The 23,518-nt window shown below is 51.7% G+C and carries 23 protein-coding genes; 7 read left to right on the top strand and 16 right to left on the bottom strand.

From position 1 onward, the window contains the following. Positions 1-45: 45 nt before the first annotated feature. Together PSJE_RS00100 and PSJE_RS00095 are read right to left on the bottom strand one after the other, a co-directional pair. Positions 46-1,050 (bottom strand): hypothetical protein, encoded by a 1,005-nt coding sequence (locus PSJE_RS00100; protein ID WP_090455960.1) that lies wholly within the window; start codon positions 1,048-1,050, stop codon positions 46-48. Positions 1,051-1,203: 153 nt separating this feature from the next. Further along, complete coding sequence (locus PSJE_RS00095; RefSeq protein WP_090455962.1) at positions 1,204-1,551, bottom strand: hypothetical protein; 348 nt, start codon at positions 1,549-1,551, stop codon at positions 1,204-1,206. 556 nt (positions 1,552-2,107) lie between these two features. Here PSJE_RS00095 and PSJE_RS00090 point away from each other — a divergent pair. Then, positions 2,108-2,512: a hypothetical protein gene (locus PSJE_RS00090; protein WP_090455964.1), complete on the top strand. Its 405-nt coding sequence runs from the start codon at positions 2,108-2,110 to the stop codon at positions 2,510-2,512. 873 nt (positions 2,513-3,385) lie between these two features. On the opposite strand, the gene PSJE_RS30125 is transcribed toward PSJE_RS00090, so the two are convergent. The 6 genes from PSJE_RS30125 to PSJE_RS00065 all read right to left on the bottom strand — a co-directional run bounded on the left by PSJE_RS30125 (position 3,386) and on the right by PSJE_RS00065 (position 6,213). After that, on the bottom strand, positions 3,386-3,556 hold the full coding sequence (locus tag PSJE_RS30125; RefSeq protein WP_268876111.1) for a type II toxin-antitoxin system PrlF family antitoxin: 171 nt from the start codon (positions 3,554-3,556) through the stop codon (positions 3,386-3,388). 52 nt (positions 3,557-3,608) lie between these two features. Beyond that, a complete protein-coding gene (locus PSJE_RS00080) occupies positions 3,609-4,019 on the bottom strand; it encodes an antitoxin Xre/MbcA/ParS toxin-binding domain-containing protein (protein WP_090455968.1) in 411 nt (136 codons plus the stop codon). A gap of 27 nt (positions 4,020-4,046) precedes the next feature. Beyond that, positions 4,047-4,424, bottom strand: a complete 378-nt coding sequence (locus PSJE_RS30120) for a hypothetical protein (protein WP_139212716.1) — start codon at positions 4,422-4,424, stop codon at positions 4,047-4,049. Further along, positions 4,417-4,857, bottom strand: a complete 441-nt coding sequence (locus PSJE_RS00075) for a DUF6957 family protein (RefSeq protein WP_090455970.1) — start codon at positions 4,855-4,857, stop codon at positions 4,417-4,419. The genes PSJE_RS30120 and PSJE_RS00075 overlap by 8 nt, the downstream gene beginning before the upstream one ends. 121 nt (positions 4,858-4,978) lie before the next feature. Continuing rightward, entirely contained in the window at positions 4,979-5,281 is a 303-nt protein-coding gene (locus PSJE_RS00070; RefSeq protein WP_235863949.1) for a hypothetical protein, read from the bottom strand. A 200-nt stretch (positions 5,282-5,481) separates the two neighbouring features. Beyond that, entirely contained in the window at positions 5,482-6,213 is a 732-nt protein-coding gene (locus PSJE_RS00065; protein ID WP_090455971.1) for a metallophosphoesterase, read from the bottom strand. 176 nt (positions 6,214-6,389) lie between these two features. Here PSJE_RS00065 and PSJE_RS00060 point away from each other — a divergent pair, with 176 nt between their 5' ends. Together PSJE_RS00060 and PSJE_RS00055 are read left to right on the top strand one after the other, a co-directional pair. Beyond that, entirely contained in the window at positions 6,390-6,845 is a 456-nt protein-coding gene (locus tag PSJE_RS00060) for a helix-turn-helix domain-containing protein (protein WP_090455973.1), read from the top strand. A 107-nt stretch (positions 6,846-6,952) separates the two neighbouring features. Continuing rightward, the gene (locus PSJE_RS00055) at positions 6,953-7,174 is read left to right on the top strand and encodes a hypothetical protein (protein WP_090455975.1); all 222 of its coding nucleotides are present in this window, start codon (positions 6,953-6,955) and stop codon (positions 7,172-7,174) included. Positions 7,175-7,391: 217 nt separating this feature from the next. Here PSJE_RS00055 and PSJE_RS00050 read toward each other — a convergent pair whose 3' ends face one another. The 5 genes from PSJE_RS00050 to PSJE_RS30115 form a co-directional block, all read right to left on the bottom strand. Then, the gene (locus tag PSJE_RS00050; protein WP_090455977.1) at positions 7,392-8,024 is read right to left on the bottom strand and encodes a hypothetical protein; all 633 of its coding nucleotides are present in this window, start codon (positions 8,022-8,024) and stop codon (positions 7,392-7,394) included. Between the two features lie 497 nt (positions 8,025-8,521). Further along, on the bottom strand, positions 8,522-9,343 hold the full coding sequence (locus PSJE_RS00045; RefSeq protein ID WP_090455979.1) for a YaaW family protein: 822 nt from the start codon (positions 9,341-9,343) through the stop codon (positions 8,522-8,524). Continuing rightward, positions 9,340-9,957, bottom strand: a complete 618-nt coding sequence (locus PSJE_RS00040) for a helix-turn-helix domain-containing protein (RefSeq protein WP_167362870.1) — start codon at positions 9,955-9,957, stop codon at positions 9,340-9,342. Before PSJE_RS00040 ends, PSJE_RS00045 begins: the two co-directional genes overlap by 4 nt. A gap of 213 nt (positions 9,958-10,170) precedes the next feature. After that, positions 10,171-12,321 carry a nuclease-related domain-containing protein gene (locus PSJE_RS31875; RefSeq protein ID WP_090455981.1) on the bottom strand — a complete coding sequence of 717 codons (2,151 nt, stop codon included), beginning with the start codon at positions 12,319-12,321 and terminating at the stop codon, positions 10,171-10,173. 157 nt (positions 12,322-12,478) lie between these two features. Then, positions 12,479-12,844 carry a hypothetical protein gene (locus tag PSJE_RS30115; RefSeq protein WP_139212718.1) on the bottom strand — a complete coding sequence of 122 codons (366 nt, stop codon included), beginning with the start codon at positions 12,842-12,844 and terminating at the stop codon, positions 12,479-12,481. Between PSJE_RS30115 and PSJE_RS30110 the strand changes: the two genes are divergently transcribed. Then, the gene (locus PSJE_RS30110) at positions 12,843-13,202 is read left to right on the top strand and encodes a DUF7830 domain-containing protein (protein ID WP_139212720.1); all 360 of its coding nucleotides are present in this window, start codon (positions 12,843-12,845) and stop codon (positions 13,200-13,202) included. The two genes, PSJE_RS30115 and PSJE_RS30110, sit on opposite strands and share 2 nt — an antisense overlap. A gap of 236 nt (positions 13,203-13,438) precedes the next feature. On the opposite strand, the gene PSJE_RS00025 is transcribed toward PSJE_RS30110, so the two are convergent. The 3 genes from PSJE_RS00025 to PSJE_RS00015 are packed head-to-tail and all read right to left on the bottom strand — an operon-like array spanning position 13,439 to position 18,801. Continuing rightward, entirely contained in the window at positions 13,439-14,095 is a 657-nt protein-coding gene (locus tag PSJE_RS00025) for a hypothetical protein (protein ID WP_090455985.1), read from the bottom strand. Between the two features lie 3 nt (positions 14,096-14,098). After that, the gene (locus tag PSJE_RS00020) at positions 14,099-17,440 is read right to left on the bottom strand and encodes a hypothetical protein (RefSeq protein WP_139212721.1); all 3,342 of its coding nucleotides are present in this window, start codon (positions 17,438-17,440) and stop codon (positions 14,099-14,101) included. Then, on the bottom strand, positions 17,437-18,801 hold the full coding sequence (locus PSJE_RS00015; RefSeq protein ID WP_235863950.1) for a tyrosine-type recombinase/integrase: 1,365 nt from the start codon (positions 18,799-18,801) through the stop codon (positions 17,437-17,439). Before PSJE_RS00015 ends, PSJE_RS00020 begins: the two co-directional genes overlap by 4 nt. 1,947 nt (positions 18,802-20,748) lie before the next feature. Between PSJE_RS00015 and gabP the strand changes: the two genes are divergently transcribed. The 3 genes from gabP to PSJE_RS31465 all read left to right on the top strand — a co-directional run. Continuing rightward, positions 20,749-22,149, top strand: a complete 1,401-nt coding sequence (gabP, locus tag PSJE_RS00010) for a GABA permease (protein WP_090455991.1) — start codon at positions 20,749-20,751, stop codon at positions 22,147-22,149. 106 nt (positions 22,150-22,255) lie between these two features. Continuing rightward, positions 22,256-23,368, top strand: coding sequence for a choline metabolism transcriptional regulator GbdR (gbdR, locus tag PSJE_RS00005; protein WP_408003766.1), 1,113 nt, complete (start codon positions 22,256-22,258; stop codon positions 23,366-23,368). A gap of 72 nt (positions 23,369-23,440) precedes the next feature. Then, positions 23,441-23,518 (top strand): hypothetical protein (locus tag PSJE_RS31465; RefSeq protein ID WP_223441004.1); only part of this gene is annotated, 78 nt, incomplete at its 3' end.

Raw genomic sequence — 23,518 nt, 5'->3', positions numbered from 1 at the left:
CGGTATTTGCCCGTGCAAAAGCGGTTCACCAATACCGTCTATCTGTTAGGCGTTGGTGACGAGCTGTCGAGCATCAAGCGCTTTAACAGGTTGGAAACCGGACATCATTTTAAAGGATGTGGCGTGCACGAAGTTTTTCATGGCGTCGGAAGGATCGATCGAATCCATATTCAATGCTTCCAGGGTGTGCCTAGTGAGCGCTACGCTCAATATAGGTAACTCTTCAATATGCCCCGTAGCTGAGTTCAGCACATCGTCGACGGCTGTCACTATCACAAGGTCATCAGGGAGCATCGACAAAAGCTCACGCCCTACCCTCAAAACACAGCTGCACACATAGTCCTGCAAAAGCTCATTGTACTTTCCCGCCGGCATCTTCTTCGTTGAAAGCTTTCCGCTCTGCAGCAAGGACTTGATCTCAGCTGGAATTACGCGAACACCATGAACGCCAAGACTAGCCTCCACGAGGCCCGTTTCCCCTATTGAGAACTTGATCGATGTGCCGAGATGAGAAATGTCCGTGAATGGATCGACGAGCTTGATCGCTTCAAGCTTTGCCTTGCCTGAACCGCTCAGAACTCCTTGCGCGATCGTGAGTTCCTGCTGCCAAGAATCATGCTCGACTCGCCACTTCGCGACAGCGGCCTCATGCTGTTTAGCATCGTGTAGCCGCCCCGTCTCAATGGCGGCAGATAAGTTTTTACGTTGGCGCGTTTCGAGCTTGAACAACCTTGCGAAGAAACCAGGCTTATAGGTTTGCTCTTGAGCTCTAGCATGCGCTTCACTCGTATCTGCGAATGCGGGCTTTACGGGTTCAGCCCTTTCAACGAATGATTGCCAATATATTTCCTCCCCACATTCTCTATGCACGGAGAGCAGGACATCAATTAGGTTTTCGTAGACCTCGACTTCGTAGGCCGCTTGCTCCAGCGCCTCCATCTTGGCGTACTCTTTTTGGCGAGTCTGAAGCTCACGTTGCCTACGCTGGGCGTTACGATCAGCTTTGCGCGAAGCTGCCTGCATCGAACGCAATGTTCCTTTCCAGCCCATATCTCATTCCTTTGAAGTATTGGCTGAGCGGTTTCAGACCACGAACAGCCTCGGATGATGATGGCAGCTTAGCACCAAGACTCAATTTGAAAAGGCGATGAACTACCACCGCCATTACAGATGGAACGCGGCCGAGCGCAATAACGGAGCTTTCTACAGCCCCAGATCTCGCCCCAGCTGATCATCCTTCATTTCGTCACTGGCCTGCCCCAACCTCATAAGGTGCAATTGCAAATGATCGCGCAAATGCATTCTCAGACTAGACCTGAGCTCGACGTAGCCTGCAATTGGGCCTGCATAGATATCACGACGTTTCAGGACATGACGCAGCACCCTGATGCTCTCAGTGCCGATCCCTGACGCGTGCAACCGCACGGTAGGGTCGAACCCTGGCTCTCTCTTGAAACAACCGACGCCCTCATCAACCAGTTGCACAAACGCTCCCGCGCCACATGCCTGCTGCGCTGAACGCCAAACCTTAAACTCAAGCTCATCTTCCATCTGCTACCTCCAGTTCATATGCGGACTTCACTCGCACGAAGTTGTCCGACACGGGTATTTTTTAAAAAAATGACTCGTTGTTTGAAATCAAACTGGAAAGCAGCGGCTTACGCCGCGAAGTGGCGATTTTGCTATGCCCATAGGGCAGTCACACATCAGCGTCAGCAGGATAAATCGCAAGAAAAGGCCAGAAGCAGGAGCACTACAAAAGCAAAAACCTACATCATTTTTCCAGCAGGATCGGCGGAAGGTGAGGCGCCGAGATCGCTGCTTTTTTGTTGCCCTCAAATATAAAGATCCGTCGCTGAAAAAAATTTTCAAGGGGCCTTCTGAAAAAATATTTTTGTTGACACTGCCCAACAAGCATTCACGACGACCCCAAGGTCGTTTTACTTGAAGAGTGTTCGATGAGCACATTCAGATCTAAACGTCCAACAGCGTACAATTACGCTTCCTGTAGAAACGCCTGGGTCGTCCAGGAAGGTGGTGGCTGAAATTGAATCCCCTCCTGCCGATACGCGCTAGCGCAGAATGTTAATGTATTAAGGAAACCTTGATGGCGGTCGATTTGAAAAGCCTGTGGCAGCGTGAGCGTGCAAGGCGGGCGGCTCTATGGGATCTGGAGGAATTGCGACCCGGCGATGACCGCGCAAAACCTCACCTGGGTATTCTCGATGAAATTGATCGGCAGGATCTCGAACAACCTCACGGGGAATTTCAGTTAAAGACGATTGAGGAATTGAGGGATTCAGTTCCAGAAACCCCGTACGAAAGCTGCGATGGCCACCATTTCGTGATCGTTCTAGATAAGGACATCCCTGAAGTTTGGCGAACCAGATTCGAAGCAGCCAATGCGCTCTCCGAACGTTTTTCGCAAGGAAGCTATGCCCATGACTGGCGTCGATTCCTGAGGGTCTGGATTCGAGACATGGAGCATCTGGCAGCTCACCGTCTCGCATAATTTCTCTTGGTTCGCGACGGCGACTATCCCCTCCTCTCCGCCAGCCTGTCGCACACAAAAAATGAGTCCCGGAAGCTGACCTGGTTTGGTAGTGCAAGACTGCTTTACCCGAGCCTCCAGATGCGGGCTGAAGTAAATGACATGCATGAAAAAGATCGGCTCGAAAATACGGCTGACGCGTCAGCAAGTGGTCTGGTTACAGACCTAAATCCATGCCCAATTGATCCTCCTTCATGTCGTCGGTGGCCAGGCCATTCACCACAAGATGCCATCGCAGCTGCTGACCCAGATGCTTTGTCAGACGAGAGCCGATCTCGATGTAATTCCTTGAGATGCTGGCATATAAACCTCGACTGCTCACTACGACTAGCAATACCTGGGCGCACGGTAACCCGACTTCGGATACGTGAAGTCGAGTGGGCCAATCATAGATAGGTACACGCTTGTAGCTGTCGAGCGACTCTTCAATCAGACGCACAAATGTAGAGGCACCACATGTCTCATACACTGACCGCCAAATGGCTAACTCACGCTCCCTATACATCACCGCCCCCTTATCACGTGGCATTGCGTGGCATGTTGTCCAACACGGGTATTTTTAAAAAAAACCGTTATTTGAAGTCAAATCTGAAAGCAGCGGCTTGAAGCCGCAAAGGTTTTGCCTAGCCCTACCGATCGTCGAGAGGTACTGATCGAGCACCTCAGCAAGGATGCTTCCGAGAAATAGGGACAGCGAGTGTTGGGAGAAGACAAAACGAGGTCGATCCCCACAAGGGGCACAGTCTTTTGCTTTCCCTTGAGGCGCATGATGGCCTCGACCTCAATCCCAGCCGGTGAAACCCAAGTTTAAAGAGGATCAGAGGCTCGCCTGCATCATTCATCATCGACCACAAGCGGTAGATTCAGGTCAACGTCGACATCACCGACGAGCGAGGTGATGCGGGCGATCAACTCCCAGTTCAAAAGCTGCACTTGTTCGGGTCGGTGAAGAATGTCAGCCGCCAAGAAATCCAGCATCTGGAGTACCGCACAATCTTCTTTCAAGGGTTCAACCCCCTCCCAATGCCGTGTTCGCTCGCTGCAAAAAGGAAACTATTCAAGTGGGGATACCGTGCTCAAGCCGACCGATCAGATCGATCACGGCGCTCGCGCCCTCCTCGGTAATGAGCATTTCCAAAGGTGCCTTTGAGTTAAAACAACGCAGCGGCGAGCGTAAGAAAGCCCCGGCTGCCTGGACATCGCCTTCGAACAGTTCGCAGGACGCCTGTAGAGCAACGATCAATCCATACAGGCGTCGGCTCTCCCACAAAGGAAAAAATCCTACAGTCGTCGCGTTCGACAAGAGTTCGGAAGAAATCCCCATGCGCTTACCAAGCAGATCTTCATCGATACACAACATCTCGGCTAGAAATCGAAATGAGGGAAAAGGCATACGGCGCCTAATGACATCGTGAAGTTCAGTGCCCGGCGTAGGCAAATTCACAGTGACCCAAATGTCTGTTTTCATGGATTCAACGAGGAGCTTTCCGTGAGTTCATGCGCAGTCGCTTGAGGGTGACCAGTTGATGTGATCAAGGCATCGTACGCTGAGCCAGTGCTCCCCTCCCAAAGTCCCGGCTTGTCCACAAACTTCGCAGGTCGACATCGACCGTTCTTCTGCAGAGGCAACCATTTCACGGCACGCCGCATCACCACCAGAATAGTAAAAGCGTAACCCCCCGAATTTTTCCTTGACCTGACGCACCTGAATCGGCGGCAGCTCAGGGTGAGCATCCATATAAGTTTTCAGCGTGCGACAAAGCTCATCGATTAAATCCAGCCAACCTGGCAAACACGCAATTTCGCGAAGTGGCGCGCTTGAAAAAAACTCCGGATAGCGATCCCGCAAGATCGGCAACAGATTTTCAACCATTGGGTTCTCCTACTCGCTTTATTTGAGCGGCTATTGCCTCCACAGCGGGCAAGCTCACATGCTTGCGCGCGCCTCGGCCGGCCAGAATGAAAAACGTGTGGTTGCTCTCAAAAATGCAGCCATCAAAATCCCGCTGAAAATCGCTGAGGACGCTGTCGCCAGGCTGGCGTCTATTCTGGCTGTCGAACACCGCTGCTTGGGCATATAGGACAGTTGCCTCAAGGCTTTGCGCTTTGATTTCTCGCTCTCGAAAGTCCGGAAGCATGACATCCAACAACATCCAACCTCGGACGATGCAAAAAGGCTTTTCTCCGAAGGTGCCTGCAGCCAGCTCGATCAACTCATCGTCGCCAAGTTTTGAACCCCTTAGGGGTTGTGCTGGCCCAAACAGCAGATCGCTTAACAGGTCTGTATCTGTGACGCTTGTATTCATAATCTCGCTTTAACCTGCTCTTCCCGCGAGTACCAGACCAGGAATCATTTTCCCAATCCCCGTTTCCACCTGGATAACCCGAAAACTTTTTTTGCGCCGCGTATCCGTATTCGCAAATCGCTCAGTGGTAAATCCGGTTCATATAGATGTTGCCGCCGCCAATCGCCCAACTCACCACGACGTATAGACTGCCTCCGACGGTCTGAAATAATGAATAACCGTCGATGAAGCTGACGTTCGTTATCCTAGAAGTGCGAATACTCGCCCCCTCTCGAAATCGCCCCGTGGAATCGCCATAGACCGTCCCCACTAGTATTGGAGGGCTGTCGACGGCTGCGAACAAGAACGCCGTGATGGGCACACCGAAATCCTTTCCCATAGCAACGGCGACCGCTTCCGGAATCGCATGCTTTTGCTCAGTCATCCCGCATCACGCCTTTCAGATGCGCTGGCATAACCGAGGCAGGTATTTTTTTGTCTATCATTCAGTCTTTCCACTCATCTAAATCAAGCAACGCCAAGCCCGCTCACAGCCTGTAAGTAGGAACACAAGGTCGATGATCGCCAAGCTCGCTCCACTGAACGAAGCAACTTTAGGCCGGCATCCAACTGCTAAGAACCCATTCAAGAAAGGCTGACAACGAGGCCAGGATCGAAGCCCGTCTGCTCACCTGGATAACCGCGAGGATTGGAGATCAATCGGCATCGTCCCAGCGTCACGTCAACTGCCCGGTGGGTATGCCCGAAAATCCATAGATCCGCGTTCTCAACCAGCGCGTGCCAACGGTTCGTGTACGCAGCGCTAAGATGACCATCACCTTTCTCTCCCGCGATCTCAGGAACAGGTGAGTGATGCGTCACAACGACCGTTTTGCCAGCAAAGGGCTTATCCAGTTCCTTAGCTAACCAGTCGCGCGAGGCATGATTTCGACTGATCAGATCGGACGGACGCAGCCGGCGAAAGTTGTTATCGATCCGGATTGCACGGAAGTCATTCATCCAATCCCATGCGATTTGGGTCGCTGCAACAACATTCCCGGACGAGGAAAAATCAGTCCAGCTCGTCGCACAAATGAACCGTGTTTGGTTCCAAACAAAGACCTCGTTTTCCAAGACGTGGACGTGCGGTAAGGCCGCCTCCTTCATTTTTCGGAGCGTGTGATCGATGTGGCCACGGTAAAACTCGTGATTGCCGCAAACGTAAATAACGGGGCATGTGAACGCTTCGTTTGCCCACGTCACCCCTCCCGCCCTAACGTCAATGTCTCCCGCCAAAATGACCAGGTCGTAATCTCCTGGCGCAGGCGAAAACGGTAAAAATTCGTTATGCAGATCTGAAAGCACATAAAGCTTCATCTGTGACCCGATCTCGATTTACAGCTAAATTGAAATGCCCGAAGACTGGCACGGGACTGAATTCTCGCGGTCTTCTCCAAGCCGACACGAAGCAGTCGATCCACTCGTATAAATATATAGATTTGAGTGGATCATAGCAAACACGGCATACAACTCTGTTTTGACGGAACGGAAAAATGTCTGTGCGCATCGCATTCGCCGCAGCGCTAAAGCTTTTGCGAACAAAGCGTGGCCTCACACAGGTTGAGTTGAGCAAAAACCTCACTCAATCGCATGTGAGCCAAATCGAAAATGAGAAGACCTCCCCCAGCCTAGAAGCCATCATTGAGCTCGCCAGAGTTTTGGGGCTCAGCCCTGTTGCACTCATGGCGCTGGTGTGCGCGGCACAAGACGAAGTGAGTGCTGGCGACGTCCTGAAAATCGCTGAGAAGGATCTCCAGGATATAGCGCTACTGCAGGCTTCGATTCCACTGGAAATTGAAGAGACGCCTCATCCTCGCGTTACCGCTGCGGCAAAAATGAGGTCGGAAGTTCAAGCGCTCAAAGAACAAGGCCTTTCGCAGGCTGAAATCGCGAGGAAGCTGGGGATGGCAAAAACTACGGTTCAGCGTCATTGGCATCGTTCGGACTGAGCATTTTTGCTTTTTTTTGCCCCCTTCTTACTTTTTGTTCAACGGTCATTCAAAGCCAATATCGAACCGCTGCTATGCTCTGCTCTCCATCCGACCGGAGTCGAGTTATGGCTGAGCAATATTCCCTCCCCGACGTACTCGCAAGAATGTATGAAAACCAACTGGCGATCGAAGCTGCGCTGATGGAGCTCGTCCTTCTGGAGGAGCAACGCGGATCATCCGAAGCTTGTGAGAATGCGCGCGGCGCACTTGAAAGGATTGGTGAGAACGCCGGGCATATCAAACAGGGGATTGCGAGGTTGGTGGGAAGTGCGGGCACATCCGAATGAACACTTTTCGCTGAAGGATGGACACGTGCCGCACCTTGGCTCACCCGGGCCGCCCTGTCTACTTGCACGTAAGCGTGTAAGGTGAATTGCCCCCTACCTCAACCCCGAGTTCGTGTACCGCCTTCTCGATCACCACACTGAGTTTCTTGCGCAGCGTTCAAGGATCTAGTGATAACCACACGAGTCCTTGAATATCGCGCTTCGATCACTCGGTGTTTTAAACCACCCTCTCCCCCATCTGAAACAACGCCGCCTCAATTTCGCGCAATGACCTGAAGCGGCTGTTTGTGCCTGCCAACTTCTGGGCACGATGTAGCAACCAGTTGGCTCGCACGTTCCATCTGTAGTGCTCATAAGGCTTGGTTGCGTGGGTCGAGAACAACGAGGGCGCAGGGTTGCGAAGCTTCAGCGCCTTTCCGTTGCCAGGAAGGCAAAGGAAGCGAAGGTGCTCATGCAACTGATTTTGCGGTTTGCCTTCGACAGCCGTCCACCATTTCAAAGCCAACCAAGCCAATGCCGCAGCTACTCGACTGTCATAGATGATGAAGTCATCAATGAGAAGTGAATATACCTTAGTCATACCGGCGTTGAAGCGTAGAGCGGTGACCCCACTCTCATCGTCACCCAGCGCATGATCGTTCACCACATTTTGAAGGATGGATAGCAAATTGACGTGGTTTTGAGCAAGCCAGGGCTTGTTGCCGCCATACCTGGTTGCTTTATAAACGCCACCCCAGTGGAGGGTGGCAGCGACGGCCCCGGAGAGCGTGTCGCTTGTCGCGGGGACATTGAAGTACGCGGTGCGTAATGCCTTCTGTATAACGTCAAGAACGGCCGTATTGTCAGCCAAGGTGCTGTTCGCTGCTAGCGTAGGCACCGTTGGGTGTATGTAAGGATAACTACCATCTGGATTCGGTCGACCGGAGACCTTTTTCAGTGGCCAACTGTATGCGTTCAATGCATCAAGTAGCGTTGAAAATTTCCTGTGAGATCCCGTGATCGAAAAATGAATGGACTGCCCTCCCAGTCGCTGGGATAGCCATTCGCAAAATCGTGCAACGTCGCCCTGCAGATAATCGTTTCGTCTCAAGTCAGCCTCGCTAGGATGTTGTGCATGTTTTTGGAGTTTGTTTTCAATGCCATGGTGTATCCGGCGAATCAAGATTACCGGATACCCCAACACACCGAAGGTTTCGACGTTAGTTGCTCATGAGAGTTACGAGCGGGCCCAATGGCCAGGGGCAGATCGGTCGCAGCCAGAAAGGACAATGCAGGCACTCACCTCAAAAAACGGCCCGTAGGCCGTTTCGATAACGCAGGGCAATCTGTGCAGTACCTACACACTGATCAGGCTGCAGCAGAAGCACCGCACTCGGAGCAGAAGCGAGAAGTGCGAACCATGCTGGCATTACAGTTACCGCACGTTTTTGCACTCAAAGCCATGATCGCTTTTTGGCGCATGTAAGCGAGCTGCACCACACAAGGAACGGTCACGCGGTAAGCAGGGCTTGCCAGATCTGCAGCCGTCCACAGTGCAGTGATAGCCCAACCAATCGGGCCGATCGCGACACTGATTGTCCGCATCATCTGGCCAGTAACGGCAAAGGACAGACCTTTACCCAGGATGGCTTTTGCAATGGCGTTGGCAACGATAGCGGCGAGCTTGTAGGTTGCGAATCCACCCGCTTTCGCAGCGCAGATCGTGGCAATAGCGGCAGCGGGCCCAGCTGTGGAAAAACTGGTTACACCCAACTCATCCAGGATGATCTTGCGCTCTTCTTCAGACATCTGCTCGAACGCGCGGGACAGAATCTTACCGAGGATTTCCTGCTCGATGACGTTAATGGGGTCTTTGCCAAAATTGACTTTCAGATGATTGGCAACGTCTTCGACGATTTCCTGATATGGAACGCCGTCCTTGCGGAACAGGTTGAGAATGGAATTGCCACCAAAGAGCCGAATTTCTTTGGCGATCAATTCACGATCCCCCGCCGAGTACCGACCGGTATCACGCGCAGCAACCAGGCGCTTACAGACATCACCATCAAGTGCAAGGCGACCCGCGCCGTTGTCGGTCAGGTAGTTCACCAATGCGCTGATGTCGTCTACATCGGAAACAGCTAGAAGCTTTTCAATGTCGGTGGTCGAGATAACGTCTTGCAGGTTCATGCTTGATCTCCTTGGTCGATAATACGAGCGCCCATGACGATGCAGAGCGGCAGTAACTGGGCATAGATTCCGTCTTGGAATTTGGGATGCATGGGTAACGCAGCGGTGGTCAAAATGCCTTGCTTCACCTTGCGTTGGGTTGGTGTTTCCACCTCGAACTCATGACGCTGTTTGACGCCGATGTGCTCCGCCATCTTCAGGACAGCATCGGCTCGATTAAGAGGATTTCTCTGGGAAGCCTGCCCAAGTTCACGGGCAATCGAGTCAAACTGCTCGTTATTGAGTGTCTGAGCTACCGTCACCAACCCATGTGCCAGGTGCAGCCAGTCGTCCTCAGTCATCAGCAAAAGTGCTGGTGAGATGTTGAGCGTGGCCGCGAGTCGGCAAAGGGTCTCCAAGTCAGGATTCGCTTCGGACTCTTGTGTCAGGTATTTGCTGATCGTGGAGCGAGCTACTCCGGACGTATCGGATAGTAGTTGTTGACTGAGCTTCTTAGGCTTGCCGTCATCTCGGCTGCCGGCGACCTGCATCGCTCGAAGCAAATTGGCGCTCAGGCCCTTCTGCGCCTTTTTGCGAATCTCAGTCCCATGAGTGGATACTGCGAGCGATGTCATATGGCCACTTCCTGTCTAGTGGCGCAATGATATCGAGCGACTGATTGAAGTCCAGCCTTAACTGACCTCCCACGCGGTCAATCTGACGTGATATTGAAAAACAGACTTCGTGGGAGGGCAATTTAGTAGGAATGACAGAGCTCGCGAGTCGAGAAAGACACGTCTCAAGTGAAATCTCCCATAAGGGGCACAAAGTGCCCCAGGGCCTTGGAATCAGGATAAGCAACATTTCTTGTACTTCTTCCCGCTCCCGCAGAGGCACGGATCGTTGCGACCTGGCTTTTCGACTCGCAAGCTCCTCTCTAGGGTTTTGATCACGGACTCCATCCGCATGGGACTTTTCATGCCTTTGGTCAGCTCATCCAGCGCGGCGGAGCGAACCCAAGGTGCATCGTAGGTCATGCCGAACTGAATATCACCCGCCGGGCTTAGCGAGACTCCAAACCACACGTTCGCCCTCTGAACGTACTTACGCTTCTCACTGTGCAACTGCAGGTCGTTGATCGCTGACGAATCGGGATTTGGATTGCAGTGAAACGTGATGCCGGTCTTGCCCTCATCAACGACCAGCGTGAAATCATGCCGTTTGCCGTCCTTCGCTGCCAGGGCCGTGATGCCGGCCAGGCCTTCGTGAATGTTCCGGCACGACCGATCGTTCATAGACAACAGCTCAAAGCCAAGCTCCAGCACACCGACATCAGCACGGCGCTCGATCTGCATGATCAACCGCTCGTAGAGCGTTCCCTGCATGTGCGTCAGGATGCCAGGCGGTATCCGCTTGCCAGGCACCCCTTCTCGCCTGACCGTCATGGCGACATCCAAGTCACCCGCGATAGAGTCATGCAGCGAGATCATGCTGAGGTCTGGGTCTAGCCAGAGGTTTTGATGCAGGTGGTAAGCCAGCGCCGTCAACTCGTGACTCGTCATCACCGATTTGACCGCCTTCACCCTAAGCCGCACATAACTGAGCAAACGCAGCTGTGTATCAAGCATTTCCGTCAGAACGTCCAGCAGGAAGACGTCCATAACCAAGGGAGGTTGAACGATCTCGGTTGTCTGGTACTTGAGGTACTGGCTGACTTGGAACGCCAGCGCGGGGTAGTGATCAGAGACGACACAGAACGGGTAGATCTCCTTAATCGACTGGGGTGGAGTTATCTCCCTCCCCTTGTCATCGACCAGGCGGCATGTGCCGGAGAGGATGGCGGTGGCGCACTCCCAAGCTTGATCAGACGCCTTTTGGATTGCAGCTGCGAAATCGATCTTGAGTTGGCCGTCGTGGCCCTTACGAGCGGCCAGAGTGAGTTTTTTCGCCTTGGCCTGAACGATGATCATTCGATCGCCGAAGATGACCAAAACGTCTGCCTCTGCGACGACATCTTTTTTTATGAGATTGACGTTTGTGAAAACGTTGTCGGCGCCGAAGACTGCCGCCAATCGTCTGTAAGCAAACTGTTCGACAAATCCCCCCCTATTGTCGGACGCCTGTTGCCGGTAAAGGGGGTCAGCGTTCATCCAGAAGAAAGGAGACTCGTAGAGCGCTTCGTAGATTGCGTAATGCATGAAGAGCAGCACTGAACCGCGACCAGTAGGAAGCAATGGTGTAGCGGCCACGCTGTTGAAATCACCAAATTCCTGGAACGCAGCGTTGTCACCATTGAATGTCAGGGCATCAAACACGGCCTGGACGATGCCAATGTCCAATCCGGTTTTCTGACTGACTTGCTCTGCCGTGAACTCGAAATGAGCCAGAAGGTCATCGGCAGCTTGCTTAGCGACCTTGTCACCCAGGTACAGCTTGGAAGCACGCGAGTCCATGCTCGAACACATCGCCCGGGCAACCTGCTGTGCCTGACGGCTCGTGAAACCCTTGTTCTGTCGAAGCCAGTCATCATCGCAGCTGTGTTTTTCCAAGAAGAAGTCGCGGTACTGAAAACTGTAGGCGGACTCAGAGCCGTAGAAGATGGGCTCCCGCATCATGGCGCCCTTCCAAACGTTTTCGTGATCTGCGTCGCTTGCTGCATTGCCTATCAGCGTATCGAACATTGAGCCGCTCATGGCATCGTGCAACTCGGCCATCAGCTCATCGCTGCGCGCGACATACGCTTTGATTTGGCTTGGCTCAGGCAGAGTGAGGTCGAGCGGCTGACGCATCATCAGTCCCAGCAACGTATTGATCTCCGTCCGGATCAGGCGCTCGGGGTCGTACAGGTCGCTCAGGTCATCGGCTGTGTACTCATTCCGGTAGGTGACTAGGGTGTCTCGATGGCAGATCTGCGCAACCGCGTAAACGTATCCAGGTTGCGCCGTGAGCGTGACAAGATCAGCAAAAACCTCAGACTCGTTACGATTCGTTAACCCCATGCTGAGAACTCCTTCAGTGACAAATCGGCGCTTTCACTACGAGCACCCTTGTCCGTAATCGGAACATTAAATCAGTTGCGCCCTCAAGTGCCTCAAGGGACGAAACCAGCAGCCCACAGTCAAGCACGATGCCAATCAATGAATCAGCGATGTACGGTCACCGTTCGTAGTCGACAGCGGCTTCCAACCGACCATCCGTTAACGACTTAATGACATGACGGTATGCCACACGCTGAATCGCGTGATGTACCAGGCTGTCATTGAATTCATCTTTTAATTTTCCTGGGAGTGCCCTCTCCTTCGCCGGCACCTCCAAACTTGTCACACTACTGATAGACGCCTCATTATATTGAGTTGCCACCACTTCCTGACTTAAGGTGATTGCGGGCATGAAAGGAATCAGCGAGATGTACACGCACGAACTCGCCACACCCACCGAGCAAATGCTTCTCTCAGAAATCATCGATCTGGATAGCGGTGAGACTGTTGACCCATAAAAATTTCTGAGCAGCGAATTGGCCATGATCATCCAGGACAGAAGCGAACTTGCTGCTCGATACAATCGTGATGCCGAGCACCCTTGGCTCGTATGCCAAATTTGCGGTGGCGCGATTATGCTTGTACGCACACAACAACGGCATTTTCACTTTCGTCATCACCCCGACGAAGAAGGCAAACGCGACTGCCCAATTTCAACCCGGGGCGCCTTCAGTGCCGATCAGATCAACCGCATGAAGTACAACGCGGCAAAGGAAAGCTTCGCACACCTACGCCTCAAAGGCATCATTCGAGACAGCCTGCTAGCCGATTCTGAATGCTCGGAGCCACAGGTTGAGAAGGTATGGCGAAGCATGCCTACACCCGCAGCTACCTTTCCATGATAGGTCGCGGGGTAAGTACAGACTCGAGTATGCTGAGTTCTCTGCAAAACTGATCAAGATAATTCAAGCTAGCTAAATACAGATACCCCCTATCGACGCTTGCCACTTCCATGAAAAGCCAACTCAAGAATTTTTAACTCAATGAAAAAGCTTGATGCAGGAAGAAGGCATCTAAAGCCGACCGCTGGCTGAGATGTCACCAAACGCTGGAATCAGAGAATACAGTGACAAAAAACTCAAAGCGTAACCGGATGCTCTTTCATCGCTTTTTCGATCTCCCTCATATCGTCCACAGTTGCAACCAACCCCTTAGGCCCATACAAACCAGCCACCGGTTGTTTCTCCGAGGCTTCTAGAATGAGCCTGAACGCACCACTTACTGAGTCCAGAACATCCCTGTTCACTCGAATTAGCAATTCGATTCTCTGGTTGAGCTTTTCAACAATTTTTTCCGCCTCAGCGTTATCAATGGCCGTGAGCCCTCTACCCGCATCCAGTTCGACCACCCTGCTTTTCAGTAGATTAGTTTGAGCCATAAGACTAACCACCTTGAGTTTTAGCTCCTCAACATCCTCATCAGGCTCAATTTCTACGACCGACCTACTATTGTTGAACTGGCTTTCCACAATCCTTCGATAGGAAGCATTGCGAAGTAACGTTGTATAGCTGAACGCTTTCACTTTCTTATTGAAATAGGGAGAGCTGGGGCTAACCGATTTGGCCGCCCGAAGCTCTGTAATTATTGCACTCAGCGTTATACAGTAATCTGTGAAATGCCCGAATTTTGACGCATCAATTGTGCCCATGGCTTGGCCAATGATCGCCTCAATGTGAGCCGAACGCCCTGCCAAGTATAGGTCAAATGTTGAATGAGTATTCGATTTAACGTTCATGTTCTACGCAATGTACTGTGAAATGAGTTTCACGGGTTCTGCTATGAGCTGATGTTGACTTTGCTCATTCTCAAATGCGCGATAAACATCAAACACATCAATTGCCCCTGCGTCCACCATACTGCTAATTTGACCCGCCAGTTGCGTAGCCACCGTCCCGGACGACCTGTACTGGATTCCCAAATGCTCTTTGAGATTCCCAGTCTCCATCAGCAACATCCCTCGAAGATACGCAAGCCTGCAGTCAAGATCAGGACTGGTGAGATCAGGGAAATTCTGAGCATCAATCAACCGCTTGAGCAACTTCTCGCTGTCGTCGACAGCTACCCGTTGATAGTGCCCAATGACCTCTTCCTTTCTCTGAACCACCAGCGCGTTTCTCTGGCCACTATTGGCCATCTCCACCAGTTGCATTTCGATCGCTTCGAGGACTACAGCCTGGCGTGCGAAATGGTCATGCTCGCGTTCCAGCTTCTCAAGCTCAACCTCATTACGATTTTCTGGCTTGCGCTGGAGCAAGTCGGCGATCATTTGAAGGACACCCACCATAAGCTCTTTGTACTTGTCCTTCTCGGCACTGATGGCGGGAAGGTGGTCAACACCACGAATGGCAAACGGACACACAGCACAGACATTGGTGAGCCCAAACATTTCCGCCACTTCTTTAGGGCAAATGTTATTGAATGGGCATATATGGGTAGCGTTGTAGGCAGGCGACGCAGACTCTCTAGCGCGAATGATATCAATGCCACTCTTGGCGCCCTTGACCCTCGCCAGACTCATTAGCCGATACTCTGTGATCGCACTCTCCGGGTCTCGCTGAATCGCCTCCATAAGCCGCTTATTGAGATTGAACACAGCGTCAGACAGATGTGGCGCTTCCCCTCGCTGGACTTTCTCCACGTTCTTCATTACCGCGCTAAACAGCAGTTGCTCATGGCTGACAACCGGATCATCATCAATCAACGCATAGTAATAGACGAGCTCCTCGGTCTGACCAGTAAAATATCGACCCACCAATGATGGAGGAAGGAATTTAATAGCCTCCGAAACGAAGCCGGCTCGCAACCCATGAGGCGTCACATCGCTTCGAATAGATGCCACCGCCAACGACGCCAGGCTTTCTAATCGGTAGTCAGAAATAAATTCCTTCGCTTGGCCTCTGTTTCGCTCCCAAACAATGTCTCGCAGATCGAAGTCTTTCAGCTGAGCACGAATAAAGTACTGCAGGCACAACAGCAGTAATGGAAAGCTCCGGTAGTTCGCCCAGTGCTTGGAAATACCAGCCGTGCGGAAAAGTGGTTTAAACCTTCCAAACTGGGAGTCTTCTTTCATGCCATACCACAAGTCTTCTTGGTAATCTGCGCTTGTGCAAGCCTCATACCAGCCGCGTTGGCGATCCAACAGGTCGATCACATGTCGCGAGGTGATTGCACTCCACGCACCATGCGCTTTGTCTGTAGTCACAAATAGTGGCGCAAGAACCCTCCTGCTGCCGCGATTCAGGTAACGGTCATATTGATCCTTATCCAACCAGATCAAATGCTTCTGCCGGATCCCGGTTTCGCACATAAGCTGACTAAGCCGGATATCGTTCATGACCACTCGGCGTTCAATACGATGGTGTATCTCCATCTCCGCTATACGGTAGAAACGAGGGATGTATTCGAATCGTTGGATTTTGTCTTCGTGATAGAAAATCGGCGAGTAGCTGAGAACTCCCAGGTTCACGCTTTCACAAGCGAGCCCTTCGTTACCCCAAATACCTGACCAATGAGGGTGTTCATTGAGTTCCGTGATACTTGGGGACACCAACTCTCCATCCACGATACCCGGAACTTTTTCATCAGCCATCTCGTTGAGATGCATCACGAGATATTCTAATGAATAGAGCATACTCAGGAATGTTGCAAAGTAAGCCCGTGGAATTGGTTTCTTCACCGTACCATGACGTTTCGCAACGCGAGGATAACACGCGCTTGTAAAAGTATTTTCCACCCTATTGGCATCAACCAGCCGGCAATTATTTTCGACGATATAACTAAAAAAATGATCAATCGGTTGAATGCGAAGGTAATGGGTCTCATTACTCCAAAAATTACGCATACAGACTCCCTTGATAAAACTAAGGAGAGTCTGAGGTGGCTTAGCTGTAAACTGTGCAATACCCTCAAGCAATAGCTCATCTGCGGTCACGTAAAACGAGCAGGAAAAATCATTCAAGGTCGCCGGATAATTTCCTAAATGGCCATCCCGATTCATGTAGTACTTGAAAAGATACATTGCACAGTAACAAAGTATAAAATTCAGAGGTGTCCTGGCATTCTTTTCTTCCTGCAGACGCTTGGAGCGAATGAATGATTTGTACACCCGATCAATCTGCACACAGAAGTCTATAACTTTCTTAGGCAAATGCTTGTAGCCTTCAGGCAATTGAGACTCGTCCTCAATAGCAAAGCACTTTCGAATAATGGCTGTACTACTATAATGACGAAGAAGCCCTTGGAGGGTATGATCATCCCCCTCCAGAAAGCTCAAGGCGGTTTCCGCAGCTACTGCATTATTTTTTGTCTTGATTGACTCTTTACGACTCTTGCGAGTCACCATCCGCTGCACGCTGGCTTCCTCACTATAAGCCGAGAGATAATCGTTTAGCACGGCTCGCATGGGAGTCTTTTCAGCTATGACCAGCAGAAAATCCCTGACATAAAAACGCGCCAGCAGTACATTACTGGTACCTACACAGTGCGAGTGCAAATCACTAATATCTTGCTCGGTGAGATCGCCTGGATTGTATATGGTAGAGCATAGAACTAATCGATACCAAAATGTTCCACGAAGCCTACGATTTTTTGAGTCAAGCGCCCCTCTATAGGGTATCAATGAGCAAGGATTTACGCTGCGAGTATACGCAAGAGTTTCGGATCCATACCGAAGCGTTATTTCGTCAACAATCTCTTCTTGATTGTTAGGTACCGTAAAACTTGGCGGAAGCAGTACTTTCCGCTCACACCAGAGCACAATAAAAACCAATTTGAAGAAAGTGTGCGCAACTCCAGCTAAAGCTACATTTATACTTTCAAACTCCTCAAGTGTGCGAATGCTTTTTCCGCCCCGCGCACAGCTTTCCAGGGCACCCGATATTTTATCCAGCCCCCACTTTCTAAAAACTGCTGGCCCAAGATGATCCAGTTTCTTCAAAAATACGTGGGAAGCACTTCGAGAATATGTACCGTACCTTCTCCTATATACACCTTTTACAACGCTAACTGCATCATCAAATGCAAAAACTACTTCTGCTTTTGGTACAAGCCAAATTGCTTCGGTTTTCGATAAATTAATCATGCTGCTTCCAAAATCTGGTTTTCGAGAATGGAGAGTTCATCTTTCAGATAGGCAATGCGAGCCTCCCGAACTGTACGAGGCCCTCCTCCCAGTTTCGCCAAATTGATTGCAGCCAGAGTGGCATGCAGCATCTGCGCGTCTTGGCGGGCGTACCGCTTGGTTGTAGAAACTTGACTATGCCCCATGTATTTTTGCACCTGGTGCAGATCCAACCCATAGCGTCGACTACTATTTTGATTAGGATTCACACAGTGGTTTACCAGGTAATATCCATACATGTGGCGCAAGCTATGAAACCCATATGTTTCACCTGTTACTTCCAGTGCTACCTTCGTAAACCGTTCATAGACTGTCTGATAGGAAAGAGGCATCGGATCGCCATTTTTCATATTACGAAACAAGAATTTATGGATCACAGGTGCCAGCCGTTTCTTTTCCTTCTCCCGCTCTGCTTGTTTGTACTCGGCCAATGCAATCCAAAACATCGAAGCAAAAGGTTCTATCATGTATGTTTCAGTGTGAGCTCGACCTTTATGAGAAAGCTGGCTTATATCTTCCTCTGACATGTAGTTGATCAGAACATTATGCCTAGTCACTGGGTCAACTATAAATACTTTACTACTCCCGTAATCCTTTGCATTAGGCACTACATCGCACACCAGCATCGTAAGTGCTTCCGAAACACGGCAGCCTGTGGCAGCAATCAGACTCCACAGGACTTTGTCCCGAAGACTGGGAGCTTTTTTAATCAGCTCGACGCATTTATCAATCGGGAACGCTAATTCATCTCCGCCAAACTCGTCGGTGAACGCCAGTTCTGAGGGCTTGGATATGGGTGACAAACCGGCACTCTTAATTCGCTTTGCGCCACCGGCTATGCACCCGGCCAACCAACTGCTTGACTTAATTGCGGAACGAACCTTTTCAGGAGCGCTAATTTTTACAGTCGTCTGCAGGGAGAAGCCCGACAAGGACGCTGACGTGATGGCTCCACGCTCCTCTAACTCAATCAGTCCCCTCCGCAGCATCTCGCTTGCATCGATAAAACGATTAACGCCCGCAAAGTTTGTAACTACCGATGAGCCAGATAATTTTCGATCGCCCAACACTCGGGCCGCGTTTTGAACCATTTGGGTACTGCTAGACGTGCCAAATACCAAAAAACTCTCATAGGTCTCCAGCGCATTCGCCAAAAGGTCAGGGGTAAGCCCGCCATTTTGAAAGGCCACCTCAGCCACGTAATTCAACATTGTTTTAACTGCATAACAATAAGTCGATACCGTCTTATACTTAAGCTTACGACTTAGTTGATAAGCCCAGTTATCAAAGAACGTATTCTGAAGTTTATCGTCGGAGAGCAATCTAAACGTTCTTCGACCGTCACGTACGGTTTCCAACAAATCTACGTGTGGGGCCGACAGGCGCTTGCTATCGGTGGGCGACCTTAACAACTGAAAATTCCTATTGCGATTTATTACATCAATCATTCCATGAAAATTTTGATCTGCGCAAGCAAAATTTTGCAATTTCGTTAACTTTTTAAGTACACTAGGTGTACTTTCTTAGTTGTACACTCGGTGTATTTTGACACTTATACACTGAGTGTATTTTTTCTATGACCTTAAATTAAGATTAGTACACTGAGTGTACTTCTATACATAAGTGGTACATGCATCATCACCAGCTCGATAAACGGGGCCTATTCGACTAACAAGATGTGCTCGACAAGCGGTTTTTTTTCGATACATGGATTTGTTCGATGCGCGGTTTTTTTTCAAAAAAAGGGAAAGAAGGTTGGTCGTGGGGGTGGTTGATCCCGGCCTTCGCGCGATCCTCTTCCTCTCCAGACACGCTGTTTTACTTCGTGAGCTCTGACGAAAGGTATGGCTGACGATCCCGGTGATGATTTCCCCAGCGAGCTCTCTGACCTAGAAACCGGTACCCCCTCTTGCAAGAGGTAGACCCGTGAAAACACCGAGCAATCGAGATGATTTCAACGCGACGTGCTCCGCACCCTCCAGGAAAGGGCCGGAAATCGATGTTCGTCACCACATTGCAGGCGCCTCACAACGGGGTCAAATTCGAATCCAGAAAAAGCAACCCGGATTACCACCACGCTGCTGGCACCCTAAGCCCCAGCATGGCGAAGCCAAGCGCAGGCGGAAAAGTACAAGCCTTCATATCCGATCTAGATTGGCAATTCTGGGATTTCCGAGGAGCGCCCGAAGCTCATCCCTAGTCTCGCTCTTTAGGAAATTGATTGCATCGAGAATCGCGGTAGGGATGATTACACTCATCCACAGGTGTTCCTGAGCCGCAAAAAACTCCATTTTGACATTCGACCTTGACGATGACACCTAGGCAACGAGCTGTCGGTTGATGCCCATGCAGATACCATCCGAGCGTAAAAATCAATCATCCTCACCCTTCTTGTCCCGGGCGCGACAAGCGAGGCCTCGCGGTGAATACCTCGGTAAAAGGTACTGCATTTAGACACTGGAACTGCTGGCCCGGTACCGCCGAAGGTTAAGCCAAGCATGCAGTCAGATGCACACTTTCGCCAGAAAGAGGTGCTAGCGTGAAAGTCTTGATTTATATAGACTTTCGAGGATAGATAGGCGGGCAAAGCACTGTTGAAATCTGCAGATACGAGGGGGAACCTATGATAAGGGTTCGAATCCCATCGCCTCCGCCATATTTGTACCGATAGAGCCCTGATTATTCAGGGCTTTGTCGTTTCTGGGGTTTGGGAATCGGTGCTGCTTTTCAGAGCCGTTACAAAACCTTTTGGTAACCCCTCGACCAAGCTGAAAGCGCCGCTACAGGGAAAAGGTCGCCAGCTGACCTTCTTGACCGACAGTAAACGGCTATGGATTTAGCCGGTCGCGACGGGCAGTAATCGTCCAATCCGCTCTTCCCGGAGAGATCTCGCGGCCCTCGGCCCGAAACCTTCTCGGCCGTTTAAACCTTCCAGGCAATCCCCATTCGTTGCTGCTTTAGCAGAATCCTCAAAAAAACAAAACGATTCCACCTGGCCAATTCGTGACCGATTGGTATTCGCTGTGAACGCTAAGTTGGCACGTGTCGATATCAGGCAAGGAGGTGGCGTGAACAGGTAACTGAATTATCGAACAAGCCGGGTAAGGTGGCGCCTCTTTTCATGGAAAAAACCACATCGCGACGATGGGTTTGATAAGTACGGCAGCGTTTGAAGGGTGCCACTTTCAGGAAGCGGCAGCAGGAAACGATGATGATCCGTTGCCCCCATCAATTCGCTTAAATGTCGATCAGCAGAGAAAAAAAACCCGATGATTAGCCCGAGCTCCAAGGATTCGAATGGCCAATTGGCACAGGGCTTCAAGCCTCGTCACGTAACAATGCTGTCAATCGCCGGGATTATCGGCGCCGGTTTATTCGTTGGCTCAGGACATGCCATTGCAGCTGCTGGCCCGGCCGTCCTGCTGGCCTACCTATTCTCAGGCCTGCTTGTCGTTCTGGTCATGCGCATGCTCGGTGAAATGGCGGTGGCCAACCCGGACACAGGCTCGTTCTCCACCTATGCCGACCAGGCAATAGGTCGTTGGGCAGGCTTCACCATCGGTTGGCTGTACTGGTGGTTCTGGGTACTGGTGATCCCTATCGAAGCACTGGCCGCCGGCCATGTGTTGAACCAGTGGTTTCCCCAGATCGATGCCTGGCTGTTCGCCCTGGTGTCGATCATTGCGTTGGTGATCACCAATCTGTTCAGTGTCTCCAAGTACGGCGAATTCGAATTCTGGTTCGCCATGGCCAAGGTGGTGGCGATCATCGGTTTCATCGGCGTGGGTTTTGCCGTGCTGATGGGCTGGGTTCCCGATCGGGAAGTCAGCGGCTTGAGCGGACTGATGGCCGAGCATGGCGGATTTGCCCCCAACGGCCTGTCGGCGGTAGTCGGCGCTTTCATCACCATCATGTTCAGCTTCATTGGTACTGAAGCGGTCACCATCGCCGCCGCTGAATCCGACAATCCCTCGCAGAACATTGCCAAGGCCACGCGTTCGGTGATTTGGCGCATCGGCGTGTTCTACCTGTTGTCGATTTTCGTGGTCATCTCCGTGGTGCCCTGGAACGATCCGCTGCTCGCCCAGGTAGGCTCCTACCAGCGTGCACTGGAAATCATGAACATTCCCCACGCCAAGTTCATGGTGGACGTGGTGGTGCTGATCGCCGTGGCCAGTTGCATGAACTCCTCGATCTACATTGCTTCGCGCATGCTGTACTCGCTGGGTCGTCGTGGCGATGCGCCGAAGTCGCTGAAGGCGACCTCCTCCGAGGGCGTGCCGCGTACAGCAGTCATCGCCAGCACCGTGCTGGGCGCGGCGATCACCGTGTGGAGCTACTTCATGCCCGCCGGGCTGTTTAACTTCCTGCTGGCCAGCTCCGGCGCGATTGCCTTGCTGGTGTACCTGGCCATTGCGGTGTCGCAACTGCGCATGCGCCGGATGTTGCGTCGGCAAAACATTGAGCTGACCTTTCGCATGTGGCTGTTTCCATGGCTGACCTGGCTGGTGATTGCGTTCATTTGCGCAGCGCTGGCAGTCATGATGATCACCCCGGAGCACCGTACCGAAGTCAGCACAACCATTGGACTGGCGCTGGCGATTTCCTTTATCGGACTTGTGACGTCCCGTCACCCTGCGCAGGCTGCGAGGGTGACGTCAGTGGGATAAACCAAGGAGGTATTTGCACCAAACCTACTCCCTACGCCAAGGCTGGGGAGTATTACCAGCTCCTGCGTCTCAGGCCGTAATTGCTCTCTGTGAGGACATGACCACGATGTCATCGAACTCCACCGTATCCGACGGTACGACTCAATCCGTTGGTTTTCTGCTGTTGGATAAATTCACACTTATTTCCCTGGCGTCCGCAGTAGAGCCACTGCGCATGGCCAATCAGTTGTCGGGACGAGAGCTATATCGCTGGCATACGTTCAGCCCCGATGGAGAGCCTGTCTGGGCCAGTGACGGCGTGCCGATCACTCCGGATGCTTCGTGGAACAATCCATTAGTGGCGGACACTGTAATCGTGTGCGGTGGTGTTGGAATCCAGAACGTGATTACCCGCGAGCACATTACCTGGCTGCAAGCCTTGGCGCGTCAATCCAGACGGTTGGGAGGTGTGTGCACCGGCAGCTGGGCGCTCGCCAAAGCCGGGCTGCTCGACGGCTACGAGTGCAGCGTGCATTGGGAATTCTTGGCTGCCATGCAGGAAGCTTTCCCGCGAGTCAGTATCAGCGCGAGTCTCTTCACCCTCGACCGAAACCGTTTCACCAGTTCGGGCGGCACCGCGCCGCTGGACATGATGCTGCACCTGATTGGTCGCGATCATGGTCGTGAACTATCCGCAGCCATCTCTGAGATGTTTGTTTACGAGCGCATACGCAACGAACAGGACCATCAGCGGGTTCCGCTCAGGCATGTGCTGGGAACTCACCAGCCTAAGCTGCAGGAGATCGTCGCGTTGATGGAGGCCAATCTCGAGGAACCGATCGACCTGGATAACCTTGCAGAATACGTGGATCTGTCACGTCGACAGCTGGAACGGCTATTTCAGAAATACCTTCACTGTACGCCGTCACGCTACTACTTAAGGTTACGTCTTGTTCGAGCGCGACAACTGCTTAAGCAAACATCATTGTCGATCATTGAGCTGGCGTATGTATGCGGTTTCGTGTCCACACCACACTTTTCCAAGTGCTATCGCGAGTACTTTGGTGTTCCACCAAGCGACGAGCGTTCCGGCTCTGACATGAGTCGCAAACCGGCAACGCTTGCGACTAAGCAGCAGTCATCAACTAAACCACTGACAGCGCTCGACCAGGCACGAAACGAATCGACTTTTGCCAGTGTTCGAATGATTGATCGTTTCGACTTGGCGCAATCGTGCTGACAGGACGTCCCTGCCGCCCCATTCATCCGTAGTGCATGGGTTTACTCAATAAGATCACGCAGGAGATTTGACGTGCACATTGGTGTTCCTCTCGAAACCCAGACCGGTGAAACACGGGTTGCTGCAACCCCGGAAACCATCAAGAAGCTG

It is taken from the genome of Pseudomonas jessenii (genome assembly GCF_002236115.1).
In the GTDB taxonomy this organism is placed as follows: domain Bacteria; phylum Pseudomonadota; class Gammaproteobacteria; order Pseudomonadales; family Pseudomonadaceae; genus Aquipseudomonas; species Aquipseudomonas jessenii.
The sequence above is the reverse complement of the archived record's forward strand: the minus strand, read 5'-3'. Positions and strand labels throughout refer to the sequence as shown.